The sequence below is a fragment of the Pseudomonas sp. DW-iso17 genome (assembly GCF_058725345.1).
Genome location: NZ_JBZXEA010000005.1, coordinates 123,230 through 145,715, shown reverse-complemented (window position 1 = coordinate 145,715; position 22,486 = coordinate 123,230). Strand labels below are relative to the sequence as shown.

The 22,486-nt window shown below is 60.8% G+C and carries 21 protein-coding genes; 10 read left to right on the top strand and 11 right to left on the bottom strand.

The features are described 5' to 3' along the window. Window positions 1-3 precede the first annotated feature (3 nt). Together AC4PS6_RS05105 and mfd are read right to left on the bottom strand one after the other, a co-directional pair. Complete coding sequence (locus tag AC4PS6_RS05105; protein ID WP_014717515.1) at window positions 4-570, bottom strand: CsiV family protein; 567 nt, start codon at window positions 568-570, stop codon at window positions 4-6. Between the two features lie 10 nt (window positions 571-580). Then, entirely contained in the window at window positions 581-4,030 is a 3,450-nt protein-coding gene (gene mfd / locus AC4PS6_RS05100; RefSeq protein ID WP_003189666.1) for a transcription-repair coupling factor, read from the bottom strand. Between the two features lie 340 nt (window positions 4,031-4,370). Here mfd and AC4PS6_RS05095 point away from each other — a divergent pair, with 340 nt between their 5' ends. After that, window positions 4,371-5,834 (top strand): glyceraldehyde-3-phosphate dehydrogenase, encoded by a 1,464-nt coding sequence (locus tag AC4PS6_RS05095; RefSeq protein WP_032873405.1) that lies wholly within the window; start codon window positions 4,371-4,373, stop codon window positions 5,832-5,834. Between the two features lie 171 nt (window positions 5,835-6,005). Here the strand turns inward: AC4PS6_RS05095 and AC4PS6_RS05090 are convergent, their stop codons facing one another. Beyond that, window positions 6,006-6,539, bottom strand: coding sequence for a chalcone isomerase family protein (locus AC4PS6_RS05090; RefSeq protein ID WP_336827317.1), 534 nt, complete (start codon window positions 6,537-6,539; stop codon window positions 6,006-6,008). A 214-nt stretch (window positions 6,540-6,753) separates the two neighbouring features. On the opposite strand from AC4PS6_RS05090, the gene sthA reads away from it, so the two are divergent. Next, window positions 6,754-8,148, top strand: coding sequence for a Si-specific NAD(P)(+) transhydrogenase (sthA, locus tag AC4PS6_RS05085; protein ID WP_003189670.1), 1,395 nt, complete (start codon window positions 6,754-6,756; stop codon window positions 8,146-8,148). A gap of 42 nt (window positions 8,149-8,190) precedes the next feature. Here the strand turns inward: sthA and AC4PS6_RS05080 are convergent, their stop codons facing one another. After that, a complete protein-coding gene (locus AC4PS6_RS05080) occupies window positions 8,191-8,913 on the bottom strand; it encodes a glycerophosphodiester phosphodiesterase (RefSeq protein ID WP_014717518.1) in 723 nt (240 codons plus the stop codon). Window positions 8,914-8,957: 44 nt separating this feature from the next. Continuing rightward, window positions 8,958-9,536 (bottom strand): PilZ domain-containing protein, encoded by a 579-nt coding sequence (locus AC4PS6_RS05075; protein WP_103452045.1) that lies wholly within the window; start codon window positions 9,534-9,536, stop codon window positions 8,958-8,960. Window positions 9,537-9,630: 94 nt separating this feature from the next. Here AC4PS6_RS05075 and AC4PS6_RS05070 point away from each other — a divergent pair, with 94 nt between their 5' ends. Genes AC4PS6_RS05070 through AC4PS6_RS05060 form a run of 3 tightly spaced genes read left to right on the top strand, consistent with a single transcriptional unit; the run spans window position 9,631 to window position 12,877 of the window. Further along, window positions 9,631-10,881: a lipoprotein-releasing ABC transporter permease subunit gene (locus AC4PS6_RS05070; RefSeq protein WP_014717520.1), complete on the top strand. Its 1,251-nt coding sequence runs from the start codon at window positions 9,631-9,633 to the stop codon at window positions 10,879-10,881. Window positions 10,882-10,888: 7 nt separating this feature from the next. After that, window positions 10,889-11,572: a lipoprotein-releasing ABC transporter ATP-binding protein LolD gene (gene lolD, locus AC4PS6_RS05065; protein ID WP_019818240.1), complete on the top strand. Its 684-nt coding sequence runs from the start codon at window positions 10,889-10,891 to the stop codon at window positions 11,570-11,572. Between the two features lie 60 nt (window positions 11,573-11,632). Beyond that, a complete protein-coding gene (locus tag AC4PS6_RS05060) occupies window positions 11,633-12,877 on the top strand; it encodes a lipoprotein-releasing ABC transporter permease subunit (protein WP_014717521.1) in 1,245 nt (414 codons plus the stop codon). Between the two features lie 106 nt (window positions 12,878-12,983). Here the strand turns inward: AC4PS6_RS05060 and AC4PS6_RS05055 are convergent, their stop codons facing one another. Together AC4PS6_RS05055 and AC4PS6_RS05050 are read right to left on the bottom strand one after the other, a co-directional pair. Continuing rightward, window positions 12,984-14,330, bottom strand: a complete 1,347-nt coding sequence (locus tag AC4PS6_RS05055; protein WP_336827318.1) for a heavy metal sensor histidine kinase — start codon at window positions 14,328-14,330, stop codon at window positions 12,984-12,986. Next, complete coding sequence (locus AC4PS6_RS05050; RefSeq protein WP_020302902.1) at window positions 14,327-15,007, bottom strand: heavy metal response regulator transcription factor; 681 nt, start codon at window positions 15,005-15,007, stop codon at window positions 14,327-14,329. Before AC4PS6_RS05050 ends, AC4PS6_RS05055 begins: the two co-directional genes overlap by 4 nt. A gap of 156 nt (window positions 15,008-15,163) precedes the next feature. Between AC4PS6_RS05050 and copI the strand changes: the two genes are divergently transcribed. Both copI and queF read left to right on the top strand, forming a co-directional pair. Then, the gene (gene copI / locus AC4PS6_RS05045) at window positions 15,164-15,685 is read left to right on the top strand and encodes a copper-resistant cuproprotein CopI (protein ID WP_003189683.1); all 522 of its coding nucleotides are present in this window, start codon (window positions 15,164-15,166) and stop codon (window positions 15,683-15,685) included. Between the two features lie 66 nt (window positions 15,686-15,751). Then, the gene (gene queF / locus AC4PS6_RS05040) at window positions 15,752-16,582 is read left to right on the top strand and encodes an NADPH-dependent 7-cyano-7-deazaguanine reductase QueF (protein ID WP_492180742.1); all 831 of its coding nucleotides are present in this window, start codon (window positions 15,752-15,754) and stop codon (window positions 16,580-16,582) included. A 135-nt stretch (window positions 16,583-16,717) separates the two neighbouring features. Here the strand turns inward: queF and AC4PS6_RS05035 are convergent, their stop codons facing one another. Both AC4PS6_RS05035 and pcrP read right to left on the bottom strand, forming a co-directional pair. Next, on the bottom strand, window positions 16,718-16,984 hold the full coding sequence (locus tag AC4PS6_RS05035) for a DUF4404 family protein (RefSeq protein ID WP_014717525.1): 267 nt from the start codon (window positions 16,982-16,984) through the stop codon (window positions 16,718-16,720). A 111-nt stretch (window positions 16,985-17,095) separates the two neighbouring features. After that, window positions 17,096-17,704, bottom strand: coding sequence for an HAD superfamily inactivated hydrolase PcrP (gene pcrP / locus AC4PS6_RS05030; protein ID WP_003189687.1), 609 nt, complete (start codon window positions 17,702-17,704; stop codon window positions 17,096-17,098). Window positions 17,705-17,899: 195 nt separating this feature from the next. On the opposite strand from pcrP, the gene AC4PS6_RS05025 reads away from it, so the two are divergent. Further along, window positions 17,900-18,589, top strand: a complete 690-nt coding sequence (locus AC4PS6_RS05025) for an MlaA family lipoprotein (RefSeq protein ID WP_003189688.1) — start codon at window positions 17,900-17,902, stop codon at window positions 18,587-18,589. 137 nt (window positions 18,590-18,726) lie between these two features. Here AC4PS6_RS05025 and AC4PS6_RS05020 read toward each other — a convergent pair whose 3' ends face one another. After that, window positions 18,727-19,023, bottom strand: a complete 297-nt coding sequence (locus AC4PS6_RS05020; protein WP_032903141.1) for a PilZ domain-containing protein — start codon at window positions 19,021-19,023, stop codon at window positions 18,727-18,729. A 276-nt stretch (window positions 19,024-19,299) separates the two neighbouring features. On the opposite strand from AC4PS6_RS05020, the gene rssB reads away from it, so the two are divergent. Both rssB and rssC read left to right on the top strand, forming a co-directional pair. Then, window positions 19,300-20,481, top strand: coding sequence for a two-component system response regulator RssB (rssB, locus tag AC4PS6_RS05015; RefSeq protein ID WP_014717527.1), 1,182 nt, complete (start codon window positions 19,300-19,302; stop codon window positions 20,479-20,481). After that, a complete protein-coding gene (rssC, locus tag AC4PS6_RS05010; protein ID WP_010212025.1) occupies window positions 20,481-20,963 on the top strand; it encodes an anti-sigma factor antagonist RssC in 483 nt (160 codons plus the stop codon). Before rssB ends, rssC begins: the two co-directional genes overlap by 1 nt. 196 nt (window positions 20,964-21,159) lie before the next feature. Here the strand turns inward: rssC and tal are convergent, their stop codons facing one another. Next, the gene (tal, locus tag AC4PS6_RS05005) at window positions 21,160-22,086 is read right to left on the bottom strand and encodes a transaldolase (protein WP_014717528.1); all 927 of its coding nucleotides are present in this window, start codon (window positions 22,084-22,086) and stop codon (window positions 21,160-21,162) included. Window positions 22,087-22,486: the final 400 nt, after the last annotated feature.

Here is a 22,486-nt window from a genome sequence, read left to right as displayed (position 1 = left end):
CAATCAGTCCTGAAGGTCGGGCGGTGGTGCGCTGGGTGGCTTGGCGGTCAGCGAGGTGATCTTGATCAGCAGCGCCAGGTGGCCGCCGTCCAGGTAGTTGAGCTGGTTGTTCTTGGTGCGCACGTCTTTCTGGCTCAAGTGTTCGCTGGCGATCACGCTGCCGTTGCCGTCGAACTGGTTGATCCAGAAATCCGCGTCGATATCGGTAAAGCGCCCCAGTTGCAGGCTCAACACCCCTTCGATAGGGAACTGGCCGAATTGCTCCTGGCCGTCGGTGATCGCCACCTTCACCGCTTGCTCGCCCAGGTTCTGCTCCCAGGCCTTGTGGGCGAGCACCGTGTAGTTGGCGTCGGCGCGCAGCTTGTCGACGATATTGCCCAGGCGCGGCGGGCTCATCCGCTCACCCAGGCGCGGCGCGCCCGCATCCCAGTTTTCCGGGGCGGCGCGGCTGTTGATCACTGGTTCTGCATTCTGGCGCACCAGGATCATTTCCACCTGATACAGGCTGTCGGCAAAGGCCGAAGGTGCGAGTACCACCAACAACAGGCTCAAAATGCGGAACACGCGCATGGGGGCGTCCTTAAACGGATTTCGGAATGAGGCGTTCAAACAGCGCCTCCAAAGTGTTGAAGCGTTCTTCGGCGCGTTCCATCGGCACCATGAACTTGAACAGCGTAGCCCCTTCGAACTTGTAGCGGTTGGGCTGGCCCTGGATCAGCTTGATCAGCACCAACGGGTCAACCGGCGTCTGCGCTTCGAATTCGATACGCCCGCCTTGCGGCCCGGCGTCGACTTTCTTGATGCCCAACTGCTCGGCCTGCAACTTGAGCAGGGTCAGGCGCACCAGATTTTTGGTCGGTTCAGGCAGCAGGCCGAAACGGTCGATCATCTCTACCTGCAAGTCCTTGAGGCCTTCTTCGTCGGCCGCCGAGGCAATGCGCTTGTACAGGATCAACCGTGCATGCACATCCGGCAGGTAGTCTTCGGGAATCAACGCCGGCAAGCGCAGGTTGATCTCCGGGCCGCCGCCCAAGGGTTGGTCGAGGTTCGGTTGTTCGCCTTTGCGGATGGCTTTTACCGCGCGTTCGAGCATCTCCATATACAGCGTGAAACCCACCGCCTGGATCTGCCCGCTCTGGCCGTCGCCGAGCAATTCACCGGCACCCCGGATTTCCAGGTCATTGGTGGCCAATACAAAGCCGGCCCCGAGGTCCTGGGTATTGGCGATCGCTTCCAGGCGTTTTTCCGCATCGGAAGTGATCTGCTGGCGCGGCGGTGTGAGCAGGTAGGCATAGGCCTGGTGGTGACTGCGCCCGACGCGACCGCGCAATTGGTGCAGCTGCGCCAGGCCGAACTTGTCGGCACGCTCGATGATGATGGTGTTGGCGCTCGGCACGTCGATGCCGGTCTCGATGATGGTCGAGGCGATCAGCACGTTGAAGCGCTTGTGGTAGAAGTCGCTCATCACCTGTTCGAGTTCGCGCTCGCGCATCTGCCCGTGGCCGATAGCGATACGGGCCTCAGGTACCAGTTCGGCGAGGTCGGCGGCGCATTTCTCGATGGTCTTTACGTCGTTGTGCAGGTAATACACCTGGCCGCCGCGCAGCAGTTCGCGCAGCAGGGCTTCCTTGACCGTGCTCTTGTTCTGCTCCATCACAAAGGTGCGCACCGACAAACGACGCGCCGGTGGCGTGGCGATGATCGACAGGTCGCGCATGCCCGACACCGCCATGTTCAGCGTGCGCGGAATTGGCGTGGCGGTGAGGGTGAGGATGTCGACTTCACTGCGCAGGGCCTTGAGCTGTTCTTTCTGGCGCACGCCAAAGCGGTGTTCTTCGTCGATGATCACCAGGCCCAGGTTCTTGATCTTCACATCGTCCGACAGCAGCTTGTGAGTACCGATGACGATGTCGATCTTGCCCTCGGCCAGGTCGGCAACGGCGGCGTTCACTTCCTTGGCGGACTTGAAGCGGCTCATCACCTCCACGGTCACGGGCCAGTCGGCAAAGCGGTCGCGGAAACTGTTGTAGTGCTGCTGGGCGAGCAGGGTGGTCGGCACCAGGATCGCCACCTGGCGACCGCCGTGTACCGCAATAAAGGCTGCACGCATGGCCACTTCGGTCTTGCCGAAGCCCACGTCGCCGCACACCAGGCGGTCCATCGGCTTGGGCGCGAGCATGTCGGCGCGCACCGCTTCGATGGTGGTTTGCTGGTCCGGGGTTTCTTCGAACGCGAAGCCAGCGCTGAAGGTGGCGTAATCGGCTTTGGGGTCAGCGAAGGCATAACCTTCGCGGGCAGCACGGCGGGCATAGATGTCGAGCAGTTCGGCGGCCACGTCGCGCACCTGTTCGGCGGCCTTGCGCTTGGCTTTCTGCCAGGTCTCGGAGCCCAATCGATGCAACGGCGCCAAGGCGTCGTCGCTGCCGGTGTAGCGGGCGATCAGGTGCAGGTTGGCCACCGGCACGTAGAGCTTGGCGCCCTCGGCGTATTCCAGGGTGAGGAATTCGGCGGCCTGGTTGTCGATCTCCAGGGTCTGCAGGCCCAGGTAGCGGCCCACGCCATGGTCGATATGCACCACCGGCGCGCCTTCGCGCAGCTCGGTGAGGTTCTTGATCACCGCGTCGTTGTTGGCATCGGCGCGTTTTTCCCGGCGACGGCGTTGCATCACGCGCTGGCCGAACAGCGGGCTTTCGGCGATCAAGGCCAGCGCCGGGTCATCCAACCGCAGCCCTTCGTCCAGCGGCGCGATGGTGATCGCCAGGCGCTCTTTGCTGGCGACAAAGTCAGGCCAGCTGTCGACGGTTTTCGGCCGCAACTTCAGGCGTTCCAACAGCTCTAGCAGCACTTCGCGACGCCCGGCGGATTCGGCGGTAAACAGCACGCGGCCCGGGAAGTCGCCGAGGAAGTTCGACAGCGCCTCCAGCGGTTGCGTGGCTTTGGCCTGGATCGCCAAATCGGGCAACGCGCTCGCCGGGAAACGCTCCCGGCCACTGCCGGCGTCCACGTCCTGCTGGCTGGCTACTACACGCGGCCAGTTTTTCAGGCGCGCGAAGCAGTCTTCAACTGGCAGGAACAGTTCAGCGGGCGGCAATAAAGGCCGGGATGGATCGACGCGACGTTCTTCGTAGCGGTTGCGCACATCGTTCCAGAAGTTTTCCGCCGCCTGTTCGATACCCGGCAGCGAGAACACCTGGGTGTCCTGGGGCAGGTAGTCGAAGAGGGTAGAGGTCTCGTCGAAGAACAACGGCAGGTAGTACTCGATACCGGCAGGTGTAATCCCGCTGCTCAAGTCCTGGAAGATCGGGCAGCGACGGAAATCCACATCGAAGCGCTCACGAAAGCGCGCCTTGAAGCGTGTTACCGCGTCTTTTTGCAGCGGAAACTCCCGCGCCGGCAGCAGCTTGATCGAGTCGACCTTGTCGATAGAACGCTGGTTCTCCGGGTCGAAGGTGCGCAGCGTCTCGATTTCGTCATCGAACAGGTCGATGCGGTACGGCAACTTGCTGCCCATCGGGAACAGGTCGATCAAGGCGCCGCGCACCGCAAACTCACCGTGCTCGTACACCGTGTCGACGCAGCGGTAGCCGCTGGCTTCCAGGCGCGTGCGCATCTGCTCGACGTCGAGCTTCTGGCCCACGTCCAGCACCAGGCTGCTGCCGAGCAGGAACTTGGTCGGCGCCAGGCGGTGCAGGGCGGTGGTGATCGGCACCACCAGCACGCCGTGGGCCAGTTCCGGCAAGCGGTAAAGGCTGGCGATGCGCTGGGAGATGATGTCCTGGTGCGGCGAGAACAGGTCGTAGGGCAGGGTTTCCCAGTCGGGAAAATGCAGCACCGGCAAATCCGGGGCGAAGAAGCTCAGCTCCTGCTCCAACCGTTCGGCACTTTGGCTGTCGGCGGTGAGCAGCAGGGTAAAGCGCTTGGCTGCGCTGGCAGCCTCGGCAATGGCCAGGCTCAGGGCGGCACCGGGCAGGTTGCCCCAGTGCTGTTTACCTGCCGCGGCAGGGAGTAGCGGTAGACGCAGAACGGGCACGGAAGGTTGAGCTCCAAGCGTTGCGACAAAGTCGGTAATTGTAACGGCCCCAGGTGCCGCCTGTCAGTTGCTGACTGTGCCTATTACGGTTTGTAGGAAATGTAGTGGCTAAGACAAACAATGGCGGGTTTTGACTCAATATGTAGTGCCAAAATGCGCGAATGTTTAGGAGGGTTACGGACAAGTCGGCCTGGTCGCCAAACTAGTGGCCTTCTGGAACCCGCGTGTTTCCTGGGCTGTAGCGCGGTGGTATTTTTTTGCAAGGGCTTTTTGTTGCCCTTCGCGCATTGCTCAACGCTCAGTCGGGCGACATAATGTAGCCCCTTTTTTCTGCCCCTACATGTGGAAGGTTCCCGTGACTCAGAAGCCCGACCAGTGTCTTGGTGAATGGATCGACCGTGAAGCACTCGCTGAAGCGATGATTCCGCTTATCGGTCAGCTGTACCGCAATAACAATGTGGTGAGCTCGATCTATGGCCGCAGCCTGATCAACCAGTCTGTCATCGCGATTCTCAAAGCTCACCGCTTTGCGCGCCATCGCTCCGCCGACGACAGCGAACTCTCCGTCCACGAAACATTCCCGCTGCTCAAAGCCATGAGCGAGCTCAAGCTCGGCGCGGCTTCGGTAGACCTGGGCAAGTTGGCCTACAAATTCCGCAAAGAAGGCGCTGGCCGCACCGCCGAGCAGTTCGTGCGTGAAGAAATGGCCGATGTGGTTGGCCAGCAAAACGCTGCCGCCCGTAAAGGCACCGACGTGGTGCTGTACGGCTTTGGCCGTATCGGCCGCCTGCTGGCGCGCATCCTGATCGAGAAAACCGGTGGCGGCGACGGCCTGCGCCTGCGTGCCATCGTGGTGCGCAAAGGCGCCGAGAACGACCTGACCAAGCGCGCCAGCCTGCTGCGTCGCGACTCGGTACACGGCTCGTTCAACGGCACCATCACCATTGACGAAGAAAACAACACCATCACCGCCAACGGTAACCTGATCCAGGTGATCTACGCGAAGAACCCGACCGAGGTGGATTACACCCAGTACGGCATCCAGAACGCCCTGCTGGTGGACAACACCGGTGTATGGCGTGATGCCGAGGGCCTGGGCCAGCACCTGGCTTGCCCGGGTGTTGACCGCGTTGTGCTGACCGCGCCTGGCAAAGGCAAGCTCAAGAACATCGTGCACGGCATCAACCACGCTGAAATCACCGCTGACGACAAGATCGTGTCCGCCGCGTCCTGCACCACCAACGCCATCGTGCCGGTGCTCAAGGCGGTGAATGACAAGTTCGGCATCGTTAACGGCCACGTTGAAACCGTTCACTCGTACACCAACGACCAGAACCTGATCGACAACTTCCACAAGGGCGATCGCCGTGGCCGTAGCGCCGCGTTGAACATGGTGATCACCGAGACCGGTGCTGCCACCGCTGCTGCCAAGGCCCTGCCTGAATTGGCCGGCAAGCTGACCGGTAACGCGATCCGCGTACCGACGCCGAACGTGTCGATGGCCATTCTCAACCTCAACCTTGAGAAAGCCGCCACCCGTGAAGAGATGAACGAGTACCTGCGCTACATGGCGCTGCACTCCGACCTGCATAAGCAGATCGACTTCGTCAATTCCCAGGAAGTGGTCTCCACCGACTTCGTTGGCTCGCGCCACGCCGGTGTGGTGGACGCCGAAGCGACCATCACCCAGGACAACCGTGTTGTGCTTTACGTGTGGTACGACAACGAGTTCGGCTACAGCTGCCAGGTGGTTCGCGTGATGGAAGACATGGCTGGGGTCAACCCGCCTGCGTTTCCGCGCTAAGCCTTTGCGCTGAATGAAAAAGCCCCGACTGGTTCGGGGCTTTTTTATGCCTGTGGGTTTTGTGGTGTCTGGGAGGGCCTTATCGCAGGCAAGCCCGCTCCCACAGTTGAACTGCATTCACCTGTGGGAGCGGGCTTGCCCGCGATGACGATGGAAAGGTCAACACCTCCATCACTTGAGTAGCGTGTTGCGCAAACTGTCCGACAGCCCTTTGGGCGCCAGCCAGATACCCAGGTAGGCCTTCGCTAACTCAGCATCTGGGCTGCTGAACACCACCTGCCCATTAATCTCCAGATTCAACCCGCGCCCCGGACGAAAATCCAGGGCATAGCGATCACCGCTGCGAATATCCCGAAAGCGCGCGTGTAGCCTGGCTATCTCTGGGTTCAACCCGGCATTGGCTTGCTGGCGCTCCAAGGTGACGGTGGCCGCCTTGATCACATCATCGCGATCAATGTCGCGAAAGTAATACAGCGCCAGGCGCACAGCCTTCTGCTGGTCCCAAGCCTGCTTTGCCGGCAGGTCAGCGGGTGCATACAGCGCCGCGGCATACACATCCGCCCAGAGATAGTTGAACACCGCCTGGTTTTTCAGGGCCAGCCCCGCAACCTTTGCGGGGAAGCTTGCCTGCTTGAGCCGCTGTGCATCGTTGGCGTACGCCGTGAGCGACACCATCAGCATCAAACAGAAAAATAGTTGTCGCATAATGGCTCATCCTGAATTCGGCGCTGGTTTGCGTCCTGTAGTATGGCAACACTGGCCTACGACGCGACCAAGGGTTAATGTTCGCGGCGCTCGGCCTTCTATAGACTGTGCCCCGGTTCACACACTTGAGCCAAATTGTCCTTCATGCACGCTGGCCGCGGCATGATTTAGCCCGGCGTCCAACCGTACGCCTGGCCTGTTCTGAGGAGTACGCATGGCTGTCTACAACTACGACGTGGTGGTACTGGGTTCCGGCCCAGCTGGAGAAGGTGCGGCGATGAACGCTGCCAAAGCAGGGCGCAAGGTGGCGATGGTCGATAGCCGTCGCCAGGTCGGCGGTAACTGCACCCACCTGGGTACCATCCCGTCCAAGGCATTGCGTCACTCGGTACGGCAGATCATGCAGTTCAATACCAATCCGATGTTTCGGGCCATTGGTGAGCCGCGCTGGTTCTCCTTCCCGGACGTACTGAAAAGCGCTGAAAAAGTCATCTCCAAGCAAGTCGCCTCGCGTACCGGCTACTACGCCCGTAACCGCGTCGACCTGTTCTTCGGCACCGGCAGTTTTGCCGATGAGCAAACCGTCGAAGTGGTCTGCGCCAATGGTGTGGTCGAGAAGCTGGTGGCCAAGCACATCATCATCGCCACCGGTTCGCGCCCGTATCGCCCGGCGGACATCGATTTCCACCACCCGCGTATCTACGATAGCGACACCATCCTGAGCCTGGGCCATACCCCGCGCAAACTGATCATCTACGGCGCCGGCGTGATCGGCTGTGAATACGCCTCGATCTTCAGTGGCCTGGGGGTACTGGTCGAGCTGGTGGACAACCGCGACCAGTTGCTCAGCTTCCTCGACTCGGAAATCTCCCAGGCGTTGAGCTACCACTTCAGCAACAACAACATCACCGTGCGCCATAACGAAGAGTACGAGCGGGTCGAAGGCCTGGACAACGGGGTGATCCTGCACCTCAAGTCCGGCAAGAAGATCAAGGCCGACGCCTTGCTGTGGTGCAACGGCCGTACCGGCAACACCGACAAGCTGGGCATGGAAAACATCGGGGTCAAGGTCAACAGCCGTGGCCAGATCGAAGTGGATGAGAACTACCGCACCTGCGTGCCGAACATCTACGGCGCCGGTGACGTGATCGGCTGGCCAAGCCTGGCCAGTGCTGCCCATGACCAGGGCCGCTCGGCCGCTGGCAGCATTGTCGACAACGGCAGCTGGCGCTACGTGAACGACGTGCCGACCGGGATCTACACGATTCCCGAGATCAGCTCGATCGGCAAGAATGAGCACGAACTGACCAAGGCCAAGGTGCCTTACGAAGTGGGCAAGGCGTTCTTCAAGAGCATGGCGCGTGCGCAGATTGCCGGTGAGCCGCAAGGCATGCTGAAAATCCTGTTCCACCGCGAAACCCTGGAAGTACTCGGCGTGCATTGCTTCGGCTACCAGGCCTCGGAGATCGTGCACATCGGCCAGGCGATCATGAACCAGCCAGGTGAGCAAAATACCCTCAAGTATTTCGTCAACACCACCTTCAACTACCCGACCATGGCCGAAGCCTATCGGGTAGCGGCCTACGACGGTCTCAACCGGCTTTTTTGAGCGGCTCCGGCCGGTGGCCTGAGCCGGCCGGGGAGACCGATTTCAGTAATTCTCGAGGGTGGCAGTGGCCAAACCGGGAAAGTCTGTAATCAGGCTATCTACGCCGAAGTCGGCGAGCCTGCGCATCAGCGCAGGTTCGTTGACTGTCCACACGGACACATGCAAGCCCTGGCGCTGGGCTTTTTCCAGCCGCTCGGGGGTGCACAGCGTCCAGTTCAATGCCAAATACTCACAGCCGTAGTTCTGCGCGACTTTCAGCGGGTCGAGCCAGGCGTATTCAGCGACCAGGCCGCGTGACAGGTCCGGGGTGAGTTCCACGGCGGCCTTGAGCACTTCCCGCGAGCTTGACGTCACCGTGACCTTGTCCATCAAGCCAAAGCGCACAGCCATTTCGCGAATCGCCAGCACAGTGGTGGCGGCACGGGTACGCGAGGCGCTTTTGACTTCCAGTTGCCAGTGATCGAAGTCGCACTGTTCGAACAGCTCCTCCAGACGTGGAATCGGGCAGGGGCTTACCCAGCCTGGGCCGCCTTTGCGTGCGTCCATCTTCACCAGGTCAGCCGCCGAGTACTCGACGACCTTGCCGCGTCGGTCGGTGGTGCGCTTGAGGGTCGGGTCGTGGATGACCATCAACTCGCCGTCCATGGACAGGTGCAAGTCCAGCTCGCAGCGGCGTACGCCGTGCTTGAGGCACTCCTGAAAGCTGGTCAGGGTGTTTTCCGGTGCTTCGCCTTTGGCACCGCGGTGGCCGTAAATCAGGGTCACAGTTGCTCCTTTGCGCCAGGATGGCTGGCGTCGTGAATACGTATTCAGAGGTCTTCGCTTTGTTCTCGCGCCAGGCGGCGTTCCTGGGCCTGTTTCTGCAGGATATAGCGCGCCAGCAGTTGGCGTTGGGCATCGGTCATGGACTCGAATTCCGTGCCCACATCAAAGCCGTCGCCCTTGGGGTCGCAATGGGTCACCCGCGCGCGCAGCAGCAGGCCGAGCGCCTGGGGCATCAGCACCAGCTTGACCGCCAGGTGAGTGTCGGGAGCCAGCGGCGTGGGGTGCTGGAAGTCGATGCCGCCTTCGGAGAGGATCACCGGTTGCGGCGCGCCCACCTCGTTCAGCAACCCGCGGGCCATGACCTGGCTGAGCAGGTCCAGGCGTTTGTTCTGCACTTTGAGGAACGCCGCCAGGCTGCGGTCTTTCTCGTTGATCTGGCGCAGCAGGTGCTGGGCTTCAAATTCGCTCAAGTGCAGTTCGCTGAGCAGATTGAACAGCGGCGAATCATCCAGCAACACTTCCTTGCTCGCCGCGTCGGGGCCAGACAGGGGTTTGATTTGAAGTGCGATCATGTCATCGATACGGTAGTATTCGCGGCGCTCTTCTTCATCTAATGTCGACATGGCGAACCCCAGGTAACGGTAATGGTCTGAGTGTAAAGCTGCTGACCAGACCCCGCCACCGGGACGTCTTCTTTTCCTCCGAACAAGCCCCGACATGTTCAGACCTCTCTTCGTATTTATCGGCACGCGTTATACCCGTGCAAAGCGTCGCAATCATTTTGTGTCGTTCATTTCCTTGACCTCGATGATCGGTCTCGCCCTGGGCGTGGTCGTGATGATCGTGGTGCTGTCGGTGATGAACGGCTTCGATCATGAGATGCGCACCCGCGTGCTGGGCATGGTGCCCCACGCGACCATTGAAGGCGATGCGCCGATCAATGACTGGCAAAGCCTGGCCGCCAAGGTCCAGCAGAACCCCAAGGTGGTGGCGGTAGCGCCGTTTACCCAGATGCAGGGGTTGCTGACCAACGACGGCAAGGTGCAGAAGATCCTGCTCAACGGCATCGACCCGGCCCAGGAGCGCAACGTCTCGATCATCGACAAGTTCATGCTGCAAGGTAAGCTCGACGCGCTGGCGCCGGGCAGCTTTGGCATCGTCATCGGTGACAAGGCCGCGGCCAAGCTGGGCGTGGGGGTTGGCGACAAGCTGACCTTCGTCGCCCCGGAAGTCACCGTGACCCCGGCCGGCATGTTCCCGCGCATGAAGCGCTTTACCGTGGTGGGCACCTTCCACGTCGGCGCTGGCGAGATCGACGGTTACATCGGCCTGACCAATCTCACCGACCTGGCCCGCCTGCATCGCTGGCAGCCCGACCAGGTGCAGGGCCTGCGCCTGAAATTCAACGACCTGTTCGATGCGCCGCGCGGCGCCTGGGAAATTGCCCAGCACCTGGGTGAGACCGAGTACTACGCTCGCGACTGGACCCGCACCCACGGCAACCTGTATCAGGCCATCCGCATGGAAAAAGCCATGATCGGCCTGTTGTTGTTGCTGATCGTCGCCGTGGCGGCTTTCAACATTATCTCCACGCTGGTGATGGTGGTGAACGACAAGAAGGGCGACATCGCCATTCTGCGTACGTTGGGCGCCACGCCGGGGCAGATCATGGCGATCTTCATGGTGCAGGGCACCGTCATCGGCGTAGTCGGCACCTTGATCGGCACGGCGGTGGGCATTCTGGCCGCGCTGAACGTCAGCGCTGCCATTGCCCTGCTTGAAAAAGTGATCGGCCACAAGTTTCTCAACGCCGACGTCTACTTCATCGATTACTTGCCGTCCCAGGTGCAAACCCAGGACGTGCTGATGGTGGGCGGCGCTGCGTTGGTCCTGAGCTTCCTTGCCACCCTGTATCCAGCCTGGCGCGCGGCACGTACCCAGCCAGCACAGGCATTACGTTATGAGTGAATCGGGCATGAGTGAAAAAGCAATCCTGAGCTGCCGCAACCTGGGCAAATCCTACGAGGAAGGCCCGGAGTCGGTGGTGGTGCTGTCCAACCTGCAGCTTGAACTGCACCCTGGCGAGCGTGTGGCGATCGTCGGCAGTTCCGGTTCCGGCAAGAGCACCTTGCTCAACCTGTTGGGCGGCCTCGATACGCCGTCCCAGGGCAGCGTATGGCTGGCTGGCGAAGAACTGTCGGCGTTGAATGAAAAGGCCCGCGGCCAACTGCGTAACCGCTCGTTGGGCTTTGTGTACCAGTTCCACCACTTGCTGCCGGAATTCACCGCCCTGGAAAACGTGTGCATGCCGCTGTTGATCGGCAAGACCGCGATTCCTGAAGCGCGTCAGCGTGCCACGGCCTTGCTCGAACGCGTCGGCCTGGGCCACCGCCTGGAGCACAAGCCGGCGGAGTTGTCCGGTGGTGAGCGCCAGCGCGTGGCGATTGCCCGTGCCCTGGTGAACAACCCGGGCCTGGTGATGCTCGACGAGCCGACCGGCAACCTCGACTCCCACACCGCCCAGGGCATCAAGGACTTGATGCTGGAACTGAGCACCCAGATGCGCACCGCGTTCCTGGTGGTGACCCATGACATGAGCATGGCCCGGCAGATGGACCGCGTACTGCATTTGCAGGAAGGTCATCTGGTCGCTATCTGACCTGTTGCAAGCCCGGTTTTTTGAGGTCGGGCTTTTTCATTTTTCCAACGGTGCCCGCGAATGTTCAGACCGTTATCGATTTTTATCGGCACGCGCTATACCCGCGCCAAGCGCCGCAACCGTTTTGTCTCGTTTATCTCGATGACCTCGATGATCGGCCTCGCCCTGGGCGTATTGGCGATGATCGTGGTGCTTTCGGTAATGAACGGCTTTCAGCGTGAAATGAGCTCGCGCATCCTCGGCATGGTGCCCCACGCCACCATCGTCGGCGTAAAGCCGATTGATGATTGGCAGCCGGTGGCCGCCGCCGCGATGAAGAATCCGCAAGTCACCGCCGCTGTGCCCTTCACCCAGATGGATGGCATGTTTTCCTATAAGGGCGCGATGCAGCCCATCGAGATCAGTGGCGTCGACCCGGCCCAGGAAGGCAAGGTGTCGATCGTGGCCCAGCACATCGTGCGCGGCAAACTCGACGACCTCAAACCCGGCGAGTTCGGTGTGGTGGTCGGTGATATCACTGCGCGGCGTTTTCGCCTGAACGTGGGCGACAAGCTGACCCTGATCGTGCCGGAGCTCAGCAGCGCCCCGGGCGGTATCACCCCGCGCATGCAGCGCCTGAATGTGGTGGGCATCTTCAAGGTCGGCGCCGAACTGGATGGCTCCATGGCCCTGATCCACATGGCCGACGCCGCTGAAATCCAGCATTGGCAGCCCAACCAGGTGCAAAGCGTGCGCCTGGCGGTAAAGGACTTGTACGCAGCGCCCAAAGTCTCGGCAGATATCGCCGCCAGCCTGGGCGCGGCTTACAAACCGGATGACTGGACCCACACCCAGGGCAGCCTGTTCAGCGCGATGAAAATGGAAAAGACCATGATCGGCCTGCTGCTGCTGATGATCGTCGCCGTGGCCGCGTTCAACATCATCGCCACCTTGATCATGGTGGTGAACGACAAGGGCGCGGATATCGCGATCCTGCGTACCATCGGCGCCACACCTCGGCAGATCATGGCGATCTTCATGGTGCAGGGCACCGTGATTGGCGTGGTCGGCACCTTGATCGGCGGCGTGCTGGGGGTGATTGCGGCGCTGAACGTGAGTGAGCTGGTGGGCTGGCTGGAGCGGGTGAGCGGGCAGCATATCTTCAGCTCGGATGTGTACTTTGTCAGTAACCTGCCTTCGGAGCTGCAAGGTGGGGATGTGTTGCTGATCTGCTCGGCGGGGTTTGTGTTGAGCTTCTTGGCGACGATCTACCCGGCGTATCGGGCGGCGAAGATTGAGCCGGCGCATGCGCTCAGGTATTCGTAACCTTTAGGACCGCTATCGCAGGCAAGCCAGCTCCCACATTGTGACTGTATTCACAGCTCAAATTGTGGGAGCTGGCTTGCCTGCGATAGGGCCCGCCCAGCTTGCATCAATTCCCCTTGGGCAACTCAATCACAAACCTTGTCCAGCCCGCCTGCGACTCACAATAAATCCTCCCGCCATGCGCCCGCACAATCGACTGGGTAATCGCCAACCCCAGGCCTGCATGTTCACTGCTACCTGCACGCCTCGACGGATCGGCTCGGTAGAACCGGTCAAACAGCCGCGGCAATAACGGCGCAGGAATACCTTCCCCGTTGTTCTCAACCGTCAGTGTCACGCCACTCTCGATCCGCACCCGCACTTCACCGCCCGGTGGGGTAAACCGCAGCGCGTTATCCAGCAGATTCGACAAGGCCCGGCGCAACATACCGCGATCGCCCATCGTCTGGGCGGTGCCTTCGCGCACCAGCGTCACCTGTGCGTCCTCCGCTAGCAGGGTAAAGAACTCCAACAGTGCGTCGACCTCATCGCCCAAATCCAGAGCTTCTCGGCTGGGCATCAGCAAGCCGTGGTCAGCTTTGGCCAGGTACAGCATGTCGTTGACCAGTTGCGCCATCCATTGCAGCTCTTCCAGATTGCTGTGCAGCGCCTCGCGGTAATCCTCCAGCGGGCGCGGTTGGGTGAGGATGACTTGGGTCTGTGTCAGCAGGTTGGACAGCGGTGTGCGCAGTTCGTGGGCGATATCTGCGCTGAAGGCAGACAGGCGTTGGAACGCGTCATCCAGGCGCGCCAGCATGGCGTTGACGGCTTGGGCCAGTTCCGCGAGCTCCACCGGCATTTGTTCTTGGGGTAAGCGTTGCGTGAGGGAGTGGGCGGAGACACTGGCGGCCACTTCGCCCATGCGCCGCAGCGGTCGCAAGCCACTGCGCGCAGCCCAGGCGCCGAGCAGGGCAGTGGCCAGGGCCGAGAGGCCGACGGTCAGCCAGATCAAGCGTTGCATGCGTTGCAGAAAGTGCTGGTGGTGGGTGATGTCGAGGATCAGGGTCAGTTGTGGCGAATCCAGTTGGCTGGGCGTCAAGGGCGCGATGAATACGCGGTAGTCGGTGCCTGCGTATTGCAGGCTGTGCAGGCCGGGTGCTTGGGGCAAGGGAAGGTGTGGCGCGCCGTCCAGCCAACGTTGCCCAGCTCCGGTGATGCGCAAGGCGAGGTCGGGCTGGTGATCGAGTTCGGCGCGCAGTTGAGGGGTTCGCCGGGCGAGGTCTTCCGGTGAGGCGACACCCTGCAAGGTGCTGCGCAGGGCCACCAGTTTACTTTCGAGCTGTTGCTGGTCCAGCTCCATGAAGTGCGCCTCGCTGGCCCGGTTGAACAACACCCCGGCGATCAACGAGACCACCGCCGTGCAGGCGGCAAACAGCAGCGCCAGGCGGCTGGTCAGGGACAGGCGCTTGATCACGTGAACCGTTCCTCCAACACGTAACCCATGCCGCGCACGGTGTGGATCAGCTTATTGGGGAAATTGTCGTCGACTTTCAGGCGCAGGCGGCGAATGGCGACTTCGATGATGTTGGTGTCGCTGTCGAAATTCATGTCCCACACCTGGGAGGCGATCAGCGTCTTGGGCAGCACTTCGCCCTGGCGGCGTAGCAGCAGCTCCAGCAAGGCGAACTCCTTGGCGGTGAGGTCGATGCGCTGGCCGCTGCGCTCGACGCGCCGGCGGATCAAGTCCAGGCTCAGGTCGGCCAGTTGCAGCGTGGTCTCCTGCGGCGTGCTGCTGCCACGGCGCAATAAGGTGCGCACCCGCGCCAGCAGTTCGGAAAACGCGAAGGGTTTGACCAGGTAATCGTCGGCGCCCAGCTCCAGGCCATGTACGCGGTCTTCCACCGCATCGCGAGCGGTGAGGAACAGCACCGGGATGTCCAGGCCGGCACTGCGCACCGCCTGCAGGATTTGCCAGCCATCGCGGCCGGGCAGCATCACATCGAGGATCAACAAGTCATAGTCGCCCGTTAGCGCCAAGTGCTGGCCACTGGTGCCGTCGGCCACCAGTTCGGTGGTAAAGCCCGCTTCGGCCAGGCCCTGACGCAGGTAATGACCGGTTTTGGGTTGGTCTTCGACGATCAGCAGTTTCATGTAGGGCTCTTGGTCAAGGTGGACGCCGGCCTTTATACCCTGGGCTCCGGGGTATGGGCGCAAGCTGACAAAGTTGTAATCTAGCAGTCAGCTGGCTGGCAGCGAGGCCATCTTAAAGTGTTGCCCAAGCTGGATACCTATTTTGGAGAGTTAAAGATGGCGTTGCGTACACCCCAGTTATTGGCGGGCTGCCTGTTGGCGTTGAGTTTCAATGCACTGGCGGATGCGACTCACACCTACGCGTTCGGCCAGCCGGCCCCGGCGGATAAAGCCACGCGCACCGTTGAAGTCACGCTGCGGGACATTGCCTTTGAGCCCAAATCCCTGGACGTCAAGGCCGGTGAAACCGTGCGCTTCGTGCTGGTCAACAAAGGCCAGTTGCTGCATGAGTTCAACCTGGGTGACGCGGCCATGCATGCCGCCCACCAGAAAGAGATGTTGCAGATGCAAGCCAGTGGCATGCTCACCGCCACCGGCATGGGCAAGATGGATCACAGCGCCATGGGCCACGGCGACATGGGCGGCATGAAGCACGACGATCCCAACAGTGTGTTGGTGGAGCCGGGCAAGACGGCCGAACTGACCTGGACGTTCAAGCAGGCCACAGGCCTTGAGTTCGCCTGCAACCTGCCTGGGCATTACCAGGCGGGCATGGTCGGCAAACTGACCGTTGAGTGAGGCGTTTGTTAAGGGCGGGAGCAAAGGCTGGTAGACTGGCGCGGTTTATTTAGCCAGGTTTCCGCCATGCATCCCGCAGCCGAACATTCGCCGCTGGGCAAGTCCAGTGAATACATCAGCACCTACACGCCTTCGTTGTTGTTCCCGATTCCACGCGCCGCCAAGTGGGCCGAGCTGGGCCTGAGCGCCGAGACCCTGCCGTACAAGGGCGTGGATTTCTGGAACTGCTTCGAACTGTCCTGGCTGTTGCCCTCGGGCAAGCCGGTGGTAGCCATCGGTGAATTCAGCATTCCGGCCGACTCGCCAAACATCATCGAGTCCAAGTCGTTCAAGCTGTACCTCAACTCGCTGAACCAGACCGCGTTTGCCGATACGCAAAGCCTTGAAACCACCTTGCGCACCGACCTCAGCGCTGCGGCCGGCAAGCCCGTGAACGTGCGCATTCGCAGCCTGGCCGACATCGAGGCAGAAGGCGTGATGGCGTTGCCGGGCGTGTGCATTGACGGCCTGGATATCAACGTCAGCAGCTACGAACACCCGCGCCCGGAACTGCTGCGTTGCGATGATTCGCGCGTGGTGGAGGAGAGCGTGCACAGCCACCTGCTCAAATCCAACTGCCCGGTGACCAGCCAGCCTGACTGGGGCAGTGTGGTGGTGGAATACCGTGGTGCGGCGCTGGATCACGCCAGCCTGCTGGAATATATCGTCAGCTTTCGCCAGCACTCGGACTTTCATGAGCAGTGTGTGGAGCGGATCTTCCTGGACTTGCAGCGCTTGCTCAAGCCGGAGAAGTTGACCGTGTATGCACGCTATGTGCGCCGGGGTGGGTTGGATATCAACCCGTATCGCAGCACTGAGAACACCCAGTTCCTGAACGTGCGCCTGGCGCGTCAGTAAGCCTTCATACAAAAAACTGTGGGAGCTGGCTTGCCTGCGATTGCGATCTTTCAGTCATTCATCAAGTGACTGATACACCGCTATCGCAGGCAAGCCAGCTCCCACATTTGGTTTTGTGTTTGGCTTGGGCTCGGGTTAGATGCCGATATTGCCAAGGGTCAGCACGATATTGCGCAACGTCCCGGCAATGCCTGGATGGTCCAGTTCAAAACCTTCCACTGCCCGGTTCACATCGTCAGCGATGCTGGGCGTCTGGGTGGCCGGTTCCATTTCCAACTGGACTTCGAATTTGGCGATCAACTCTTCCAATGCTTGACGTTTCTCGGCGGGCAACTCGGGATGGTTCTCCAGTTGCTCACGCACAATATCGGCCTGCTGTTGTAACTTCTCGCGATCAGGCATGACGTTCTTTCCTTTTATCGATAGGCACTGGCATAGACCGCGGCACGCCGTGAAAGGTCTACGGGCTGACCTGTAGATTAATCCACTGCGGCCAACTGTGCATGATCTCGATCAGGGCTTCTCGCCCTTGAGCTGGCGCAGGCGGATGTCGGCCAGGCAGGTGCCGAGTTCGCCGAGGTGGTCGATCACCGAATGCACACCCAGGCCATAGAGCGCCACCGTGGCCTTGCCGCGCTTGTGTTCGCGTTGCTGCTCGGTCAGCGCCTGCCATTGCTGGGGCGACAGGCCGCAGAGCGAACCGCAGGAGGCCAGGCCGATGGTCCACAAACCGGCGTTCAGGCCCGATTGCAGCAGGCGCGGCTCGCCGCTGACCAGTACGCAGCCTTCCAGGCGTTCGATGTTCAACTCCATCAGGGCTTGCCAGCAAGCGTGGGGCGCGGGCCAGCGAATGGAGGAGGGCGAGGCCGCCTTGAGCCAGCCAGGCAGGCCGGCGCAGAGTGGCGTGGTCACGGCGGGAGGCAGTTCGTCCAGCCAGGCGCAGGGCACGCCTTGTTCTTTGAGACTGCGCAGGATTTTCAACGCGCCTGGCGTGGCCTCGGCGTCGGCGCAAGGTGAGTCGGTGCGCGCCAGGGAACCAAAATCCACCAGGCAGCCACTCAGGCCAAATAACACGGCGGTCAATGAGGGGGCGGCGGCGACGGCAATCTCGGCGTGTGGCATCTGAACGTCCCTGAAATAGCTGCCACGCTATCGGGGCGGCATGACAAGGGGATGACACTGTCGATATTTGTAGGAATTTTGTGCATTTTCCCTAAGACGATTCTAGGTAGCTGCCTAAATCGGCACTTCCGTCATATACTGACAGCCTTATTCAGGGCATAGCGCCCATGACAGACCATTCAAGGAGCAAAAGCTATGCGCTGGAGCCAGTACTTCGCTCAGCTATCGGTGTGTGCCACCATCCTGTTGGCGCCTTTCGCTGCCCAAGCGGCCTCGGAAGATGACCCGTGGGAAAGCGTCAACCGCCCCATCTTCACCTTCAACGACACCGTTGACACCTATGCCCTCAAGCCAATCGCCCAGGGCTATCAGTTCGTCACCCCACAATTTGTGCAGGACGGCGTTCACAACTTCTTCCGCAACATCGGTGATGTCGGCAACCTGGCCAACAACGTGCTGCAACTCAAGCCGCACAATGCAGGCGTCGACACCGCCCGCTTGTTGGTCAACACCACGTTTGGCGTACTGGGCTTTATCGACGTCGGCACCAAAATGGGGCTGCAGCGCAGCGATGAAGACTTCGGCCAAACCCTCGGCTACTGGGGCGTGGGCAGCGGCCCGTACGTGATGATCCCGTTGCTGGGCCCAAGCACCTTGCGTGATGCGCCGTCCAAATACGTCGACAGCTACACCCAGCCGTACCGCTACATGAACGACATCGGCTGGCGTAACAGCACCTTCGGCCTCAACGTCGTCGACGTGCGCGCCAGCCTGCTCGACAGTGAAAAGCTGATCAGCGGCGACAAGTACACCTTCATTCGTAACGCTTACCTGCAGAACCGCGAGTTCAAGGTCAAGGACGGCAAGGTCGTTGACGACTTTTAAGCCGTGACGTTTTGAAATGAAAAAGGCGACCTTTATAGGGTCGCCTTTTTTGTGCGCGCTGATCGTTCCCCACGCTCCGCGTGGGAACGCATCCCGTGACGCTCCGCGTCACCTTTGCGCAGGGGCGGGATGTTGCGTTAGCGCATTTTCAGAATCTTGAGGCCCAGATTCTGGTCATCGCCTACCGCCTTGGTCCACACCACCTCGGTATCCGCTTCAAGACCCCTGAGCGCGGCGTGCTCTGAGTCGATGCGCACGGTCAGCAGGTCACCCACCGTGAACTGGCGAGGTGCCTGCACCTGCATGCCGGAACTGGAGAGGTCCACGCAGGTACCGGCAATCTCCTGCCCGGCATGGATCAAAGACACATCGGCATCTATTCGCATGCGGATGAAATCGCGTTTTTCGGCGTAGTCGCGCTCGTGTTCGCTCACAGCATCCATCCTTACTTTGCGTTGTGGTTGTGAGGGTTCTTATAACTCCCGGTGATTTGCGGTGTAAAGACGCCCGGCGACCATCGGCATGAGCTTGAAACCCCTCACGGATGGGAGTACCGTCTGCGCCTTAGAAGGGCACCTCTGCTTTACCGTTGTGCATGGGCCAAATCCCAATGCTTTGTAGGACAGAGAGGCTAGAAAGCGAATCCAGTACGTGAGCCCGGCCATTGCCGAGCCGCCTACGCCAACCTAATTCTGGCGCCGTTTGCCCACATGCAAAAAACCAGTGCCACGCTGCTGATAATCGATGACGACGAAGTAGTGCGCGCGAGCCTCGCGGCCTACTTGGAAGACAGTGGCTTCAGCGTCCTGCAGGCCAGTAATGGCCAACAGGGTCTCCAGGTATTCGAGCGCGACAAGCCCGACCTTGTGATCTGCGACCTGCGCATGCCCCAGATGGGCGGCCTGGAGCTGATTCGCCAGGTGACCGACCTTGCCCCGCAAACGCCGGTGATTGTCGTGTCCGGTGCCGGTGTCATGAACGATGCCGTTGAAGCCTTGCGCCTGGGCGCTGCCGATTACCTGATCAAGCCCCTGGAAGACCTGGCCGTGCTGGAGCACTCGGTGCGCCGCGCCCTGGACCGTGCACGCCTGCTTTTGGAAAACCAGCGCTACCGCGAAAAGCTCGAGACCGCCAACCGCGAGCTCGAAGCCAGCCTGAACCTGCTGCAGGAAGACCAGAACGCCGGTCGCCAGGTGCAGATGAACATGCTGCCGGTGAGCCCCTGGACGATTGACGAATTCAAGTTTGCCCACCAGATCATCCCGTCGTTGTACCTGTCGGGTGATTTTGTCGACTATTTCCGCGTCGATGAGCGCCGCGTTGCGTTCTACCTGGCCGACGTTTCCGGCCACGGCGCGTCTTCGGCTTTTGTCACCGTGTTGTTGAAGTTCATGACCACACGGCTGTTGTTCGAGTCCAAGCGCAATGGCACCTTGCCGGAGTTCACCCCCTCCGAGGTGCTGGGCCACATCAACCGGGGCCTGATCAGCTGCAAGCTGGGCAAGCACGTGACGATGGTCGGCGGCGTGATCGACGAAGAAACCGGTCTTTTGACCTACAGCATTGGCGGTCACCTGCCGATGCCTGTTTTGTACACTCCTGACAGTGTGCGCTACCTGGAAGGGCGTGGCCTGCCCGTAGGCTTGTTTAACGAAGCCACCTACGAAGACCACATCCTGGAACTGCCGCCGACTTTCAGCCTGACGCTGATGTCCGACGGCATCCTGGACCTTTTGCCAGAGCCTACACTCAAAGAGAAAGAAGCCGCCTTGCCCCAAAAGGTCAAGTCGGCGGGCGGCAGCCTGGATGGCCTGCGGCAGGTTTTTGGATTGGCCACGCTAGGGGAGATGCCGGATGATATCGCCCTATTGGTGTTGAGCAGGAATCTTTGATGAGTACCGGAAGAATCCAATTCGCCGAGCAAGACGGGACCTTCGTCCTGAAATTTGTCGGTGAAGTGCGCCTGACCTTGTGTTCGGCCCTGGATGCGACGATCGAGCGGATCTTCACCGCGCTGAACTTCTCGGCGATCGTGATCGACCTGACCGAAACGCGCAGCATCGATAGCACCACCCTGGGCCTGTTGGCCAAGTTGTCCATTCTGTCGCGGCAGAAGGTCGGCCTGTTGCCGACCGTGGTCACCACCCATGAAGACATCACTCGTCTGTTGCAGTCCATGGGCTTTGACCAGGTGTTCAATATCGTTGATCGCCCCATCCCGTGCCCGGAATGCCTCACCGACCTGCCGTCCCAGGACCAGTCCGAAGAGATCGTACGGGTCAAGGTGCTGGAAGCGCACAAGATCCTGATGGGCCTCAACGAGTCCAACCGCGAAGCCTTCCACGACCTCGTCAACGCACTCGAGCGGCACTAACAGCTTCCCTGCTCAAACACACACAGTCCAATGTGGGAGCTGGCTTGCCTGCGATTGCGCAGGGTCAGTCGATGAAGTGTTGACTGGCCCACCGCTATCGCAGGCAAGCCAGCTCCCACATAGGGCGGCGGTGACGCCGACGCACAAAAAAGGGCGGCACCCTCACAGGTACCGCCCTTTTTGCCGCTATCTGCCTTTACAGCTTGGCCGACAACAACGCCTCCAGCTTCTCCTGGTCCCGCGCAAACTGGCGAATGCCCTCCGCCAGCTTCTCAGTCGCCATCGCGTCCTCGTTGGACTCCCAACGGAACTGCGCTTCAGTCATATGCACACGGGCCTCACCGGCATGGCCTGGCGCCAACTTGCGCTCCAGCTTGCCTTCATCCGCCGCCAGCTTCTCCAGCAGGTCCGGGCTGATGGTCAGGCGATCACACCCGGCCAGCTCTTCGATCTGGCTGAGGTTACGGAAGCTCGCACCCATCACCACGGTCTTGTAGCCGTTAGCCTTGTAGTAGTTGTAGATGCGCGTCACCGACTGCACGCCCGGGTCTTCGGAGCCGGTGTAGTCGTTGCCGTTGGCCTTCTTGTACCAGTCGTAGATACGGCCTACGAACGGAGAAATCAAAAACACACCCGCTTCAGCACAAGCCACGGCCTGGGCAAACGAGAACAGCAGCGTCAGGTTGGTCTGGATGCCTTCTTTTTCCAGCTTCTCGGCGGCACGGATGCCTTCCCAGGTGGAGGCGATCTTGATCAGCACGCGGTCACGGCCAACCCCAGCCTTGTCGTACAGGTCGATCAGACGGTGCGCACGCTTGAGAATCGCGGCCTCGTCGAACGACAGACGCGCATCCACCTCAGTGGAAATACGGCCCGGCACGACTTTGAGAATCTCTTGACCCACCGCCACCGCAAAGCGGTCACTGGCCAGGCCCACATCGCCGTTGCAGTCCTGCACACACTCATCCAGCAGCTTGGCATAGCCAGGAATCGACGCAGCCTTGAGCAGCAGGGAAGGGTTGGTGGTCGCGTCTTGCGGCTTGAGCTTGGCGAGCGTGGAGAAATCGCCGGTATCGGCTACGACGGTGGTGAATTGCTTGAGTTGTTCCAGCTTGGAAGTCATGGGCGTGCTCTGTCCTGTGGGTCTGATGACATTACCCGAGCGCTGGCAGGCGCTCAAGGGCGCAAATGCGTTAGGTCGTTTGCGAGGGCAATAACCTGGAAACAGCCGTTTGAATTACCGGCCGTGGTGCTAACTAGGAGGCCAGAATCGCCGACAGGTTCCCCCCAACTGCTCGATGCCCTCCGATCAAACTGTGGGAGCCAACTTGCCTGCATGACGCCAGCCCAGCCACTGAGATTCACCTAGCCCCCATCGGTCAAACTGTGGGAGCTGACTTGCCTGCGATGACGCCAGCCCAGCCACTGATATTCACCTGACCCCCATCAGTCAAACTGTGGGAGCTGGCTTGCCTGCGATGACGCCAGCCCAGCCACTGATATTCACCTGACCCCCATCAGTC